Annotated in this window: 14 protein-coding genes; 8 read left to right on the forward strand and 6 right to left on the reverse strand. The window is 53.5% G+C overall.

Annotation, left to right across the window (positions count from 1 at the left end):
- Positions 1–576: 576 nt before the first annotated feature.
- Complete coding sequence (locus HBO23_RS33120; RefSeq protein WP_170040935.1) at positions 577–1,728, reverse strand: tyrosine-type recombinase/integrase; 1,152 nt, start codon at positions 1,726–1,728, stop codon at positions 577–579.
- On the reverse strand, positions 1,721–1,981 hold the full coding sequence (locus tag HBO23_RS33125) for a helix-turn-helix transcriptional regulator (RefSeq protein WP_262378270.1): 261 nt from the start codon (positions 1,979–1,981) through the stop codon (positions 1,721–1,723). Before HBO23_RS33125 ends, HBO23_RS33120 begins: the two co-directional genes overlap by 8 nt.
- 152 nt (positions 1,982–2,133) lie before the next feature.
- On the opposite strand from HBO23_RS33125, the gene HBO23_RS33130 reads away from it, so the two are divergent.
- Positions 2,134–2,472 (forward strand): hypothetical protein, encoded by a 339-nt coding sequence (locus tag HBO23_RS33130; protein WP_170040936.1) that lies wholly within the window; start codon positions 2,134–2,136, stop codon positions 2,470–2,472.
- Positions 2,473–2,594: 122 nt separating this feature from the next.
- Here the strand turns inward: HBO23_RS33130 and HBO23_RS33135 are convergent, their stop codons facing one another.
- Positions 2,595–4,865 carry a DotA/TraY family protein gene (locus HBO23_RS33135; RefSeq protein ID WP_262378271.1) on the reverse strand — a complete coding sequence of 757 codons (2,271 nt, stop codon included), beginning with the start codon at positions 4,863–4,865 and terminating at the stop codon, positions 2,595–2,597.
- Positions 4,866–5,212: 347 nt separating this feature from the next.
- Here HBO23_RS33135 and HBO23_RS33140 point away from each other — a divergent pair, with 347 nt between their 5' ends.
- The 7 genes from HBO23_RS33140 to HBO23_RS33170 all read left to right on the forward strand — a co-directional run bounded on the left by HBO23_RS33140 (position 5,213) and on the right by HBO23_RS33170 (position 10,523).
- Positions 5,213–5,710 carry a hypothetical protein gene (locus HBO23_RS33140; RefSeq protein WP_170040937.1) on the forward strand — a complete coding sequence of 166 codons (498 nt, stop codon included), beginning with the start codon at positions 5,213–5,215 and terminating at the stop codon, positions 5,708–5,710.
- Entirely contained in the window at positions 5,703–6,203 is a 501-nt protein-coding gene (locus HBO23_RS33145; protein WP_262378272.1) for a hypothetical protein, read from the forward strand. Before HBO23_RS33140 ends, HBO23_RS33145 begins: the two co-directional genes overlap by 8 nt.
- A gap of 9 nt (positions 6,204–6,212) precedes the next feature.
- Positions 6,213–7,343: a hypothetical protein gene (locus HBO23_RS33150; RefSeq protein ID WP_170040938.1), complete on the forward strand. Its 1,131-nt coding sequence runs from the start codon at positions 6,213–6,215 to the stop codon at positions 7,341–7,343.
- Between the two features lie 4 nt (positions 7,344–7,347).
- Positions 7,348–8,451, forward strand: coding sequence for a hypothetical protein (locus tag HBO23_RS33155; RefSeq protein ID WP_186354827.1), 1,104 nt, complete (start codon positions 7,348–7,350; stop codon positions 8,449–8,451).
- 328 nt (positions 8,452–8,779) lie between these two features.
- Positions 8,780–9,304 (forward strand): hypothetical protein, encoded by a 525-nt coding sequence (locus tag HBO23_RS33160; RefSeq protein WP_170040939.1) that lies wholly within the window; start codon positions 8,780–8,782, stop codon positions 9,302–9,304.
- A 126-nt stretch (positions 9,305–9,430) separates the two neighbouring features.
- On the forward strand, positions 9,431–10,039 hold the full coding sequence (locus tag HBO23_RS33165; RefSeq protein WP_170040940.1) for a DUF6036 family nucleotidyltransferase: 609 nt from the start codon (positions 9,431–9,433) through the stop codon (positions 10,037–10,039).
- Complete coding sequence (locus tag HBO23_RS33170; RefSeq protein WP_170040941.1) at positions 10,020–10,523, forward strand: hypothetical protein; 504 nt, start codon at positions 10,020–10,022, stop codon at positions 10,521–10,523. Before HBO23_RS33165 ends, HBO23_RS33170 begins: the two co-directional genes overlap by 20 nt.
- 40 nt (positions 10,524–10,563) lie before the next feature.
- On the opposite strand, the gene HBO23_RS33175 is transcribed toward HBO23_RS33170, so the two are convergent.
- The 3 genes from HBO23_RS33175 to HBO23_RS33185 all read right to left on the reverse strand — a co-directional run bounded on the left by HBO23_RS33175 (position 10,564) and on the right by HBO23_RS33185 (position 12,332).
- A complete protein-coding gene (locus tag HBO23_RS33175) occupies positions 10,564–11,145 on the reverse strand; it encodes a hypothetical protein (RefSeq protein ID WP_170040942.1) in 582 nt (193 codons plus the stop codon).
- On the reverse strand, positions 11,142–11,765 hold the full coding sequence (locus HBO23_RS33180; RefSeq protein ID WP_170040943.1) for a hypothetical protein: 624 nt from the start codon (positions 11,763–11,765) through the stop codon (positions 11,142–11,144). The genes HBO23_RS33175 and HBO23_RS33180 overlap by 4 nt, the downstream gene beginning before the upstream one ends.
- Before the next feature lie 99 nt (positions 11,766–11,864).
- Positions 11,865–12,332 (reverse strand): hypothetical protein, encoded by a 468-nt coding sequence (locus HBO23_RS33185; protein ID WP_222938117.1) that lies wholly within the window; start codon positions 12,330–12,332, stop codon positions 11,865–11,867.
- Between the last annotated feature and the right edge of the window lie 7 nt (positions 12,333–12,339).

Genomic DNA, 12,339 nt, shown 5'->3' on the forward strand with positions numbered 1-12,339 from the left:
GGAGCTGTTCCTGAACATACAGCTGCACAAGTTGCGTCAGTACCCACTGCGCCGCCGGTGCCGATATTGCAAAGGTCCGTTACACCACCGCCGCCGCCATTGGATTTCCACACACCGGATTGGCAAGGAGGTTTTTATTTTAAGGCGATCCAAAGATAGAAACGTAAAATGTCCCTAAGTATGGATTTCCATATGGACTTGAAGTAACGGAATAACTTGCACCCGGCGCAACCCAGAAACTTATATTACAAGCCTTCGCAGCGGTAGTGTTGTTGTCAGAATCAAATGCCACTTGCATCCCTCCGGAAATGCCAGCCAAGCTACATGTATTTCCGCAAATTTGACCGGCGCAGCCGTTCGCGCCCGATGTTCCGTTCCCGCCTGAGGCGTTTACATATATCGGTACCGAAGAGCTATTGGAACCGCTCATCGTCCCCTGATACATGTTTTGAGCGAAGTAGTAGCCATTAAAACCTGCCGCCCCTTTCCACACACCGGATTGGCAAGGAGGCGTCAAATGCCCAATTTCATTGGGGGCGGTAGGTTTTAGGCTGACCGTCTTACGAAAATAAAGTGTTAAGCGCTCAGTCTGACCGGTTCATCAAAGGTGTTCAGCGGGTCGATCATGAATATCTCCTCTTCGTTCACTGGTTCTAGAAACTGATCTGGTGCAGGAATGTAGATTTTGTCCCTTAATGCAACCATCAGATGGCGTAGAAGGGCGTCCTGTGCGCCCCTTAGAGCGGTTTCACGGGATTCCCCGAGGCCAACGATGCCCTCGAAGTCCAAAACGCGCACTACAACGCCCTGTGGTGTTTTGGAGGCAATGGCAGGGTAGGGTACTAGGTGGTTCATCACCACCTGCTGTCCTCGATGTTTGTTCCCCTCAAGCTTTTTCACCAGTCGTGATGCTTTTAGGTGTGTGTACCGCTTGAGCATTGAGAGGGATTTATGTCCCGATATCGCCGCGATCTCCATCACGTCCAGGGTGTTTAGTTCGAATAACCGCGAACAGGCTTCATGGCGAAGATCGTGAAAATGGAGGTCCTCAATACCTAGCCGAATCATCATCACTCGCCAGGTGGACTTGAAACCGTTAGACGTGTAATTGAACACTTTACCTTTCGTTTTAGCGCCCAGACGCATCAGCGCTTCGCGTGCTTTCAGGCTCAGCGGGACGTCGCGTTTTGTGCCGTTCTTGGTATCAGGCAAGTGCGCGATCCGGTTGCGAAGATTGATGTGCTCCCATTCAAGCTTCAGCAACTCCCCTTGACGCATCGCAGTCTCAATGGCCAGCACGACGAGTGAGTAGAGTTCCTGATTGGGATGATTGTGGCAGTAGCGCATGATCAGTCTTTCTTCCCGCGGGAGTAATCGTCGATCGCGGCCCGGCGGCGCTTTGGGCTTCCTGACGTTGGTCACAGGGTTTGCTTCACAAATCCCCCATTCGATCCGGCCTATGTCAAAGACGTTGGAAAGGAGAGACATTTCAAGGCGGACTGTAGCTGCCGAAATTTGCTTACCAGTACGAGGATTTTGTTCGGCGAGCCGGGTATCCCGGTAGGTAGCGATATCGGGACTGACGACTTCTCGACAGATCTTGCTTGCAAGCGGAGACCGCAACAGAAAGGCTATGCGGTAGCATTCTTGCGCATAGCCTTTTTTCAGAATGGAAACTTTCTGGCGATACAGCTCAAGAGCCTCGCCGAGAGTGGCGTCTTTATTCATGAGGATTTTCCAGCTGCGCCGCTACTAAGGTGGCCAGCTCAGTGAAGGGGATGTCCAGGGCGCGGCTTAAGGAAAATATCGTGTCGAGCGTGGGAGACCGCCGTCCCCGCTCAAGCAAGCTGATGAAGGTCCTGTCGACCTCTGCTTCAAAACCAAGCTTTTCTTGGGACAGTCCCCGTTTTCTGCGCAACTCGGCAAGCACTCGGCCGAAGGCGGCGTTATGCAGTCGAGGCTGTGGGGGATCATTTTTCAAGTGTCCGGCCTGTGTTCAAAGGTCGGAATTTTGGGTGTGATGACTATTGTCGTCAGCGGACTATTGTCCGCAGCGGAATTGACAGCGCCTGCTGCAGGGGTATAGTTCGGATAACTTGGTACAACGGAAGTCGAGAGACTGGGAGGTGCCCAATGGCTGGTGGTTTGGATCTGTTGGGTGGAGTTGCAGTAAACAATTTTTGGCGAGGCAGGCAGGAAGCGACCTCTGAAGGGGCATGGCAGGCTCATGCCGGCGCCCTGCAGCGCAAGCTCGATGAAGCGAATCAGAAAAATGTGTTCCTGGTTGCTCTGCATGACTCAAACAATTATGTCCTGCAGCTCGCGTTGGAGGCGTTGCAGCGGGGAGATTCTAAATCGCCGTTGCTGAAAAAAGACGCTCGTGATGCGCTTCGCAACCGGCATATGGCCGAGTCTCTTCGGAGTAAGGGGTATTCTTTCGATCCCGCCTCCGGTGATGTGCGGCCTCTGTGATTTCAGCAGTAAAAAAACCGGCCTTGATGGCCGGTTTTTTATGGGTAACAAACTGATAATAAAGCATAAAAAAGGGGATGCCATCATATTGATGGCATCCCCTTTTGTTTTTCATTCCAGATCTACACGCTGCGCCCTAAAAGTTCAGAGTTGGATGGGGTAGGCGAGCTGGGTGGTCCTCCAGATGGGCCACCACCTGGGGTGCCGCCGCCGCTTGGACCTTTTGGCTTGTGGCCACCACCTAACCCCCCTGCAGCGCCATGTTTGGCTTCCCTTACGCCTCCTACGAAAATGTCATGGCCGCTGTCACCTGTGCGTTCCGCGTCACCAATGCCGCCGGCCGCATGGCCAATCCAACGGATAATGTTGTCTGGTACCCAATGGATCAGGCTGAAAACGATGTGGACTACTGTTGTCATGACGATGACATAGATCGCAACGTAGGCGATAAAAGAAACGATGCCCGTCATCGAGTCAGCCTGGATGCCTGAAACTACAGACATAAAGGCTACATTGATGAAGCCCACAATCGGTTGCGTGAGGAGCATTCCGCCGATCAGGCCGAACAGCATTAGCGCAGGGCGCATCACCAGAGAAAGGATCATCATGTAGCCTTGACCTGCTTTACCCACCGCGTCATCCCCGTCCGGATGGACGTGCGCAACAGCGAACAACGGGGCGGCGATCACAGATTCAAGTACCAGGACGAACCAGTTCACTACCGACGTGATCCATGTGATGAATGGGATCATCGGCACGTATGTACTCAGCGTGACGCCAAACGCAAATAGCGCGAGAAGCATCAGCGTGATGATCCCCGATAGGAACTGGAATACGGCGCCGGCATCGAAACCAACCTTCACTGTCGCCTGGGCGGCCCATGAGTTTGAGACACCAACCGCGGTGGCCATTGCAGCCATCATTACTTCGCCTGTTGTCACGATCACGTCGCCGAAGGATTTCATCTGGCTCATGTGGTTGAGGTTTGACCCGGCGATGCTTTGAGTCATTTGGTTGATTGCCCCCATAAAGGGTGCCGAGAGCATTTTTTTAACGTACTCCCAAGCTCCTTCACCGTCCCGAGGCGCCCGGATGTTTGTATCGGCGTAGTAGACGTTTCTGACGGATTCAACGCGGTTTTTAGCGTATTCATCGGCAGTCGTCATGACGTCTTGATAGGTCTGCAGCGTTTCCTTGGTCTCCTTGTCGATGATGTCAATTGGTTCCGCTGCTGGAAGTCCATTCAGCGTTGACTGCATGACGTCATTCATTTTGACGATATGGTTGTACCAGGTTCCAGCAAAGAGCCAGCCGCCATCTTTTGCGCCAGAGAGGAAATCTGCACGGGCTCGATCGCTGGTCTGTGCCACTGAGGTTTTAGCGGCGGCGCGGAGCGCGTTTTCATATTTGTTTGCTGCAGAGTCGAGAATCCCTGCCTCGGGCTTCTGGCCTGCAACGATCTGCTGGGCTGTAGGCCGGATGTCTAGGATCATCTGCTGTACAGCTTTCGCATGGGCCGCAAGAATTGGCTCTTTGATGATCTTGGTATTGCTATTGCCTTCCGAGGCCTCCCAGCTCTGTTTCCAAGTCAAGGCGCCGCACACATCGGGGTTCATGTAAGAGTTGTCGTTAGCCTTCCACTTGTAGTCGATGACCGTGTACGAGGCATTGGCGTACTTCTGGATCATGTTTACTGCGCCGTATACAGGTACGGCATCCGGAAGACCGACATCGAGCTCGCCGGTATTCACAACTTTTCGCGGCGATGAGACAGCCTGGATTTTGGTCGATCGCCCGGAAGCTGCGAATGACTTATTCATCGCAGCGGAACACACCTCGAACTTCAGGATGCTCGCCGCTAACGGGCGTGAGTCCGGGATCATTGGCCGAGTGAGCATCCCGTCCTTGCCCATTTGGTCGACGGCCTGACTCCAAATTGCATCACCGATGCCTACGCCTTGAATCGCGAGCCAGAGCACGATGATTTGTATGAGTGAGTAACCATGCCCAAGGGGCAAGAGAAGGGCGGTACCCCCAACTGTTCGTAGGGGTATCCAGATCGAACTCATTTTCTTGCCGAGCACTTCCCCATCATGCGCTGAATCAATCGTGCCCTTGATCGTGGTATAGCCCACGAACAACATGCCTAGGAAGAGCACTGCACCACCGAAAACTCCCATCATTGCACCGAGAACGTCTTCGGTCCCGCCTGACTCTACGTTTCCGCCTGAATGGATCGTCCCAACGATTGAGCCGAAAACCTCTTCAAGGAAGTCGACGGAGGTGTCACCAGGTGGCGGCGTAAATTGCTGAAGTGGGCCACCCGATGCTGCCACGGCAGATCCTGAGCAGAGAACCCAAAGCAGCAACGAAAGAGAAAGCAACCTTTTCATTGTTGACTCCGTTAGTTGCGCTTGCGCGGTGAATTGTTAGGGGAGGGGGTTGGCATCAGCAGCTCGGGCTCTGCGCTGTCCGCTTGTGCGAGTCGGTTTAAAAGCCGTCCGGAAAGACCTTTCCAACCCATCGACACGCTGTCGTTATCCGGCGAGACGGGATCGTCGCTAGAACTGATCTGTTCTCGACTCGAACGAACGCCAGTGGTCGTCGATTTTTCGGCGCCCGGCTCCTGAGTTCTGATGTGCTTCAAGACTCTTAGCACGATATCTTCCATTCTTGACTGGCAAGGGTTTAACCTTGATACTCGCCAAAGATAACACAACGAAAGTGCAAGATATAAACAATGCTAAGCCTCTCTACTGAAGACGTCCAAGAGCACTGGAATCAGGTTTCTCCTGAGTTGGGAGGGCTGTTCTCCTCAATTGAGCGAACAGAAGACTGGGCGCTCGACAACCATCCCGATATTGCGGAAAGACTGCAGCGCTTTGGGCTGAAGCTGTCTGACCCCGTATCTGCGGCACGCCTGGCCGACGCAGACAAAAACGAACTTTTGTTCTTCCTCGTCTACATCACCAGCAGCAAGGCGTTCAGGGTTGTCCAGTGGTTAGATGAACAGCATGCCGGCCTTGGCTCTCGGCTTCTTGGCTTGCTCTTGCAGCAAGATGCAAACGGCATGTTCGCAAACGTGCTTGATCCCATGCTCGCTGGGACGCTGATTCAACGTCTGCGCGTGGTTCAAAACACACCCTTCTTTCAGCGCCTGTTGTCTCCTTCGCTTCTCGAAAGTTTGACTGAGGCCATCAACGGCTATCAGGACGAACAGGATAATCAGCATGACTAAATCAGTAGGTGCGCTATTAAGCGGGCTTTGTGGGTTCTGCTTGAGCTCGGGCGTGGCATTCGCGGCAGATGGTGCTGCAGCCGCACAACGTTATTGTGAGGACATCAAGGAGGGGCAGCAGGCGGCTCAGCAGGAATACATCAAGGTTTACACGCCTGAAGTGAACCCTACTGTCACGTTCCAGAATTCGATCTCACCGTGCATGGATCAAATCAGCAGCTACGTCGGTGCTATCAGCATTCCAGGTCTCGGCAGCATCCAAGGGCTCATCGACAAAATGAGCAAAGAACTTATGGAGCAGGGATGTAAAGCCGCACAAAGCGAGTTTGACTCGGCTGTGCGCCGCGCTCAGGACTCTGTCCGTCAGAAAGCCAACGAAAAAACGGGCGGTAAATATGGGCAAGTAATAGGAACCGTCGGATCGCAAGCTACATCCGTGGTCAATGACACCGTGGGTAACGCCGCTAGCGGTGTTATCAACGTTCTAAAGTAGGTGGTTGGCATGAAATCTATCAGGGCATATGGGCTCAGCTTCGCGGTGTTGGTGGTGGCTGGTTGGGGGCTGGTTGGGCCTCAAAAGGCGGAGGCATGCTGCGGTGACGGCGTGATTGCCGCGCAGGGCGCTACTGCAGCTGGATCAGCTGTGTCGTCTGCCGTGTCCACGGCAACTTCCACGATGGTCGCCTGGCTCCAAAAGATCGACTCCAGTATCCAGCAGGGCTTTGGAACGCTCACCCGAGAAGTGAACAAGCAAACGGCCCAGCAGAAAGTGATGATGGAAGGCGCTATTGCGGCGCAGAATCAGCTTTACATGGAAAAGGTCCGGGCCGACGCAACTAATAAATACGAGCTTTCCCCTCGCAGTTGTTATGAGGCCGCAAGTGGGGCAGCCATTGCTCAGTCCGGCGCCTCGGTTCGCAAGACGGCCGGGGACCTGAACAAGGCATCTGCAGATCAGACGCTTTATACGCCGAGCAGCGCTGCGGTTGTAACAAGGCTTTATGACCAGCATGTCGCGAAATACTGCTCCAAAGAAGAAGCGGTTCAAGGGCGATGTTCTCTACCCTCCGATGCTGATTTGCAGGGAGCTGATATTCGCGTTGATACGCTTTTGGGCAATAGCAGCTTGACGCCGGCGTACCTCGAAGCATCTCAAGCAATGATTGCGAAAGTGATCAATCCGATTCCGACGCAGAACATTCCTAAGGAATGGGAAGGTACAGCCCAAGGCAAAGGCTTTATTGCCGGTCAGTACATTGAACAGGCCAGAACCTCTGTGTCAGCAAACTCCTTCAACCAGGCCGTCGCAATGCGTAAGCCAGTAGCTGGCCTGGGTGCGGCCGCCATGGTCGATAAAGCTGATATTTCCCAAATGGAGCTGATGGAAACCCTGGTAAAGGGCCGATTTCAGTCTCCGGATTGGTACACGATGATCTCTGGGTTCTCGACTGAGAACCTGCTTCGAGAGCAGAACAAAATGCAGGCATTCAAGCTCTGGATGGACTTGCAGTCTTTCCAGCAGATGGAGCGGGTTGAGGCGCTTTTGGCCACCGACTTGGCGTTGAATGTGAAAACTGACTCGGAAGGCCGTTTAGGCGCTGCACGCGCCGCCGCTGCGAAGTCGGGGAAGTAAGGCAATGAAAAAAGCGCTCATCGCCGGCTGTCTGATTGGAGGAATAGGGCTTGCCGCCGCGCCAGTCTACGAGGCGGTAGCGGCGCCCTGCTGTGACCCGTGGGGTTTTGTGGGTTTCTCTGCATTCATCCAAGCGGGAACCAATGTTGTTGCCTCGGTTACCTCTTCAGCTACGAATATCGTTCAGGTGCTGGCCAACGAGATCCACCCCGACTGGTGGAAAGGTGTGAATGCTCAGCAAGCAATGATGGTTCATCAAACCGCCGCCCAGAAGACTTTGTTTGACGCCAAAGCTGCAGTCGACGCCAAGCTGTCCATGCAGGACCGCCTTGGAAACTCTGCGGTCGAAAGTGTCGCGTCAAGTTCTCAGGCTTCGTCTATGCAGGCTGCACAGGCATTCAGCCTTCAGGACGTGGCTGTGGCAAAAAACGTGGCCGAGGCGAACATGGCGATTCAGGATGCGGAATATGGACGTGTTCGAAAAGACCTGCTGGCCGTAATCGAGCGTCACAAACCTTATTGCTCCGCCCAGGATCAAGTTCAGGGCCGATGTTCTGCTGCCGCGTTGGATATGCAAGATCGTGACATTCGATTTGACGCACTGTTAACGCCCGGTGGTGAGCGCCTGACCTTCACTCAGGAGGAGGTCCAAGCTGCGAAAGTTTTTGTTCAAAACATCCTTCTCTCTATTCCTGATGAGTTGCCAAAGGCTGACTCGCCGCAGGGTGAAGCACTACGGTCCTATCAGTTAACGGACAGTGCAGTGCTGTCTACCGTCGCCAACTCGCTGAACGAAATCGTTGCACGGCGGATGCCGAACGACACCACGCCGGATCACGTTTCGGTAAACGAAAATCTGGTGAAAGAAGTCTCCAAACGATTTTTGAGCCCGGACTGGTATGCACAGGAAAGCGGAAAATCGACGGCCCCGTTGCTGACGGAGTATCTGCATATGCTCGCGCTCGGTGACTATCTGGATCTGCAAAAGACTCAATCTCGGGAGCGTATCGAGCTGCTGCTGGCTATCCGTCAGGACCGGGCGAATCTTAAAGACATTCAGCCTCGGCTGGATAACCAGCGTTCAGCCGCGGCACGGGGAGGGCGTTAATTTTGTATTTCTTCACTACTGACCAGCCGCCCAGTGACATGAGTGTTACCACGATTTTTTCCATGGTTCAGCTTGTGAGACGTGTGCCTTTCCGTGAGTTGGACGGTGTGCTGGACGAATGTCTCGATCAGTTGGGGGCAATGTCGCCCCCTGAGGCCAACGCCCTCATAGCTGTTCGCTCATCAATGGCAGTTCTTCAGGGTGACGGGGGAGAGCAGATACTTTTCTTGAACTACTCCGGAACGCCCGCTTGTTTAGCTAGTGCTTCGACCTAGCAGCCAGTCACGTTGTCTTTTCCCGGCTTTGCCGGGTTTTTTTTGGAGGCCTCATGAGCGATAAAATCGAATATTCTCTCGACGACATCAAGTGGTATGAGTTTGTTGATGCACGTTCTGACGCTGCATATGGAAAAGTGTTGAGGGAAGAGATTGAATTCATCGCTGAGACGGTTGGGCTTGGGCGATTTTACGGTCACTCAGCGCTCGGAGATCTCTTCGTCTTCGAAAAGAAGGACGATGCTTGGGACATGGTGAAGTACCAGGAGCGTCAACTCACTTACGCTGATGTATGCCATCAATATCGAAAGATCTTGAAAGACAACCCCGACCAAGCGATCTGCCTGAGTGCCGGCGGGATCGTTTTCCTTGATGACGATGATTATTCATTGTTGGCAGTGCTGTACGATCGAAGCACTGGAGATGTTGACCCTGAAGCAATCATTCCTCTTGAGGGTGAATGTTTTTATGGTGGATCCTGGGAGGGCGAGCCTCCATCGACAACCCGTCGCGATATCTTGACGCCGATGCTTGTGCAGTTGCCAGATGTCGTTCGCCAACGCGGGCCGTGCTTTTGAGTGCCGAACTGATAGGCTCAATATCAATGTTTTCAGCACCTGGCGTTCCACCGTGCTCCAACCCTCGACCAGCTTCGCCAGCCGAGCTGGCTTGGTCTCGCGTTTGATTAACTGAAAGAGAAGTTCATGGACAATATCCAGCTCAACACCCCGTTAGGACAAGCGGTAGGCAACCTCTTTTCACGGGTGTTGCCGATGCTGCAAGGACAGCCGCCGGGCGCATTGAAGGTTTTTATTTTCGGTGGGTGTGCCGTACATCTTCTGACACACGCCCGGGGTAGCGCCGATATCGACGCCGAGATCGAAGCCTCTCGATCGCTCAAGAAAGAAGACATCATCACCGTGCTATCGGCACCTGAGGATTACGCTCAAGGCGATCGCGATTTCCAGATCGAGCTGGACACCAACTATAACAACTCCCTTGGACCACTCCATGAGGACTACCGCGATCGAGCAATCCCGATGGATGGCTTTAACGGCGGCCTGCCAATCCATATCTACGTTGCAAGCGGCATTGACCTTGCAATATCAAAGCTGGGCCGCTATACAGACCAGGATAAAGCTGATATAGAGCAGCTCATCGAATGTGGCAGGGTTGATGTCGAAGAGTTTGTTACACTAGCCACTCAAGCCATTGACTATGCTGTAGGTAACCGCGGGACTATGCTGAGTTATCTACGCGACGTGACAGAGCAATATTTAGAGGACGGCCATCATGGCTCACCATCACCTTGAAGACAGCTTCGGCAACCTCCTAGAAGACCTTACACGGTCTGAGCTGGGGCGCGTGACGTCGGGCGCTTTAGGGGCCTTTGCCCAGCAGCTCTGGTACGGCGACCAAGATTTGGTGCCAGTGCTCGAATCTGAGGTTTCCGGCCGCTTGCGTGGTGCTGCTCAAAAGCAACGTGCTCTCTACTTGGTAGATCGGCTACGCCGTTTTCCATGCCTGACGGATGCTAAAGCAGCACGGCTGAAAGAGTTTGTCTCGTCCTGGTCGACGCTGAAGCCGGCGGTGCACTCGGCGCAATCGACTCAAATGGTTACGTCTCACAAGCTCGATAAGCTGGCCTACGAATGGGGGCTGGAGGAAGACGTTGTACCTCAAATGAAAGATGTGCTGGAGTTCCAGACTCGCCATTTTGCGGCAACGACCGGTGCTCAAACGGGTTATGTGCGTCAAGATGAAAGGGCAGAGCGGCCTCGGCTTGTTGCTCGTTAGGCAATCACTCCATAAAAAGGCCGGTCAATGACCGGCCTTTTTATTGGGTGAACAATTTGTTCGGATCGGCCGGGGGGCCGAGTTGTTCTGTGCAAATAGTGCAGTCACACCAGGGTGCGGTAATTTCGACCGCCGAAAAGCCCGCAAATTCCTGCTCCAGCCAGATGTCACTGGCGTCGATAATGGTGGTGGTATTTCCCTTTTTCAGCAGAGCTCGGACAATCCAGTCTGCCCATGGCCGATAGGCGTGCATGGCACGTTGGGCGATATTCAGAGCAGATCTGCCGGCGGCGACATCCTGCAACGATAAAGCTACAGCAGTCGCTTGGTCCTTAAGCGCCTGCAGAGCTAAGTAAGCCTCGGGCATCAGGCAACGGTAGCCTGGGAGGGCCTTGATGTCTGAATGGCCACCAAAGGATGAGAGCATCAGGCCCAGTCCGCTGAGTAGGCCCTGATAGGGCTGGTCATTTTCAAACACAGCGGTCACGGACCATTCACCAAATAGAGCAGATTCATCCACTGGGTTGGCTGCGTTGATCTGCACTCGGAGGCCCTGCGCGGGCGCCAAATGCGATGCGATAAGGACCTCATCGCGGATGTATGTGGCGGAAATTTCAATCACTCGCTGTTATCCCCTGTTTCACGCAATTTACGATGTACTGCTACCTGTAGTGGAAGGCGGCCGGGAGTTACGAACAAGGCCAGGCAAAGTGTATTGCGCAGTGTTTGCTGCAGGCGAGTGAAGTCAGGGTTTCCGGCATGAAGCCAGCCAGAACAGATTGTGGTGGCCAGCACTCGGGCAGACCACCACCGACCCCATACCATAGGGAGATGTTTGAAAAGCCAGGCGTTAAACGGGTGACATTCTGGTGCTTCAACTGTTTGCCGGTTCGAGGTGTTCGCCTTTTCCAGCAGCTGATGGCCCCTTGAAGTAAGTCTGTATTCATGGCGGTCATTGAGGTGGCATGAGGTACCCGGGCAGCAACGCACCGTGAATACCTCCACCAAACCTTGATCTTCCAGCTCCCAAGCAGCGTCCCACGCCCGATCGTGGACTTTGTCATAGCCATACCTTCCGCCAATCCCATCGACTGAGCTCAGAGGAGCTCTGACACCATCGTTGAACAGGTGGAACCACTTGCGACCAAAGCGCCACTTGATTCTGTCGCGTTTCATGTTCCAGGGCTCCTTGCCGATCGAGCGCATCGCGAGAAATTGAACTGAATTCAGGCGTTTCTGCATGGACTGCCTCCATATTGCCAAGCGTTATAAAAAAAGGTTTTCTAATTCTGGTTTAACATAAGATACATTCAACGTAACGTAACCTATTGATTATTATGATTATTCCTTGGATTTTTGCCTTGCTTGAACCATCCGTATTGCGGGAGCTACGCCGGCGTCTGCAGCTCGGGTTATCAGGGATTCCCTTGCAGGCTCATCCTTCGCGTATTTCGTCCAAGCCAGTGTGAAAAGGGCCTCACCATTCCCTGCATCGGCCAGGGCTTGGAGTCGGGTTGAATCTTCGTTTTTGAAATTTTGGGAAAGCCAAATGACCGCTGATGCTTGGCCTTGGTCGGCCAGCTTGCGCATGGTTGGCTCAAGAGCTTCACGATGAATTTGAGCTTCGTAGTCATGAGCCCAACTCATCAGGGGGCCATTGTCAGAAAGTGCAAAGCCGATCGACAAGACTGCGGCGCCGAGGATCAGAACGTTGCGCAGGATTTTCCGCCGCTTAGCAGGGTTGATTTCAATTTTAAAAACCACGTCGTTCTTGTGTGGCCACGGCTGGGTCGTGCTTTCAATGTTCATATGTCGG

This window comes from Pseudomonas sp. WS 5532, from assembly GCF_012985445.1.
GTDB lineage: Bacteria > Pseudomonadota > Gammaproteobacteria > Pseudomonadales > Pseudomonadaceae > Aquipseudomonas > Aquipseudomonas edaphica.

Excerpts from the sequence above, each read along its gene's own strand:
- HBO23_RS33120 (WP_170040935.1), bottom strand. The coding sequence starts at position 1,728 with ATGAATAAAGACGCCACTCTCGGCGAGGCTCTTGAGCTGTATCGCCAG.
- HBO23_RS33130 (WP_170040936.1), top strand. The coding sequence starts at position 2,134 with ATGGCTGGTGGTTTGGATCTGTTGGGTGGAGTTGCAGTAAACAATTTT.
- HBO23_RS33135 (WP_262378271.1), bottom strand. The coding sequence starts at position 4,865 with ATGAAAAGGTTGCTTTCTCTTTCGTTGCTGCTTTGGGTTCTCTGCTCA.
- HBO23_RS33140 (WP_170040937.1), top strand. The coding sequence starts at position 5,213 with ATGCTAAGCCTCTCTACTGAAGACGTCCAAGAGCACTGGAATCAGGTT.
- HBO23_RS33145 (WP_262378272.1), top strand. The coding sequence starts at position 5,703 with ATGACTAAATCAGTAGGTGCGCTATTAAGCGGGCTTTGTGGGTTCTGC.
- HBO23_RS33150 (WP_170040938.1), top strand. The coding sequence starts at position 6,213 with ATGAAATCTATCAGGGCATATGGGCTCAGCTTCGCGGTGTTGGTGGTG.
- HBO23_RS33155 (WP_186354827.1), top strand. The coding sequence starts at position 7,348 with ATGAAAAAAGCGCTCATCGCCGGCTGTCTGATTGGAGGAATAGGGCTT.
- HBO23_RS33160 (WP_170040939.1), top strand. The coding sequence starts at position 8,780 with ATGAGCGATAAAATCGAATATTCTCTCGACGACATCAAGTGGTATGAG.
- HBO23_RS33165 (WP_170040940.1), top strand. The coding sequence starts at position 9,431 with ATGGACAATATCCAGCTCAACACCCCGTTAGGACAAGCGGTAGGCAAC.
- HBO23_RS33170 (WP_170040941.1), top strand. The coding sequence starts at position 10,020 with ATGGCTCACCATCACCTTGAAGACAGCTTCGGCAACCTCCTAGAAGAC.
- HBO23_RS33180 (WP_170040943.1), bottom strand. The coding sequence starts at position 11,765 with ATGCAGAAACGCCTGAATTCAGTTCAATTTCTCGCGATGCGCTCGATC.
- HBO23_RS33185 (WP_222938117.1), bottom strand. The coding sequence starts at position 12,332 with ATGAACATTGAAAGCACGACCCAGCCGTGGCCACACAAGAACGACGTG.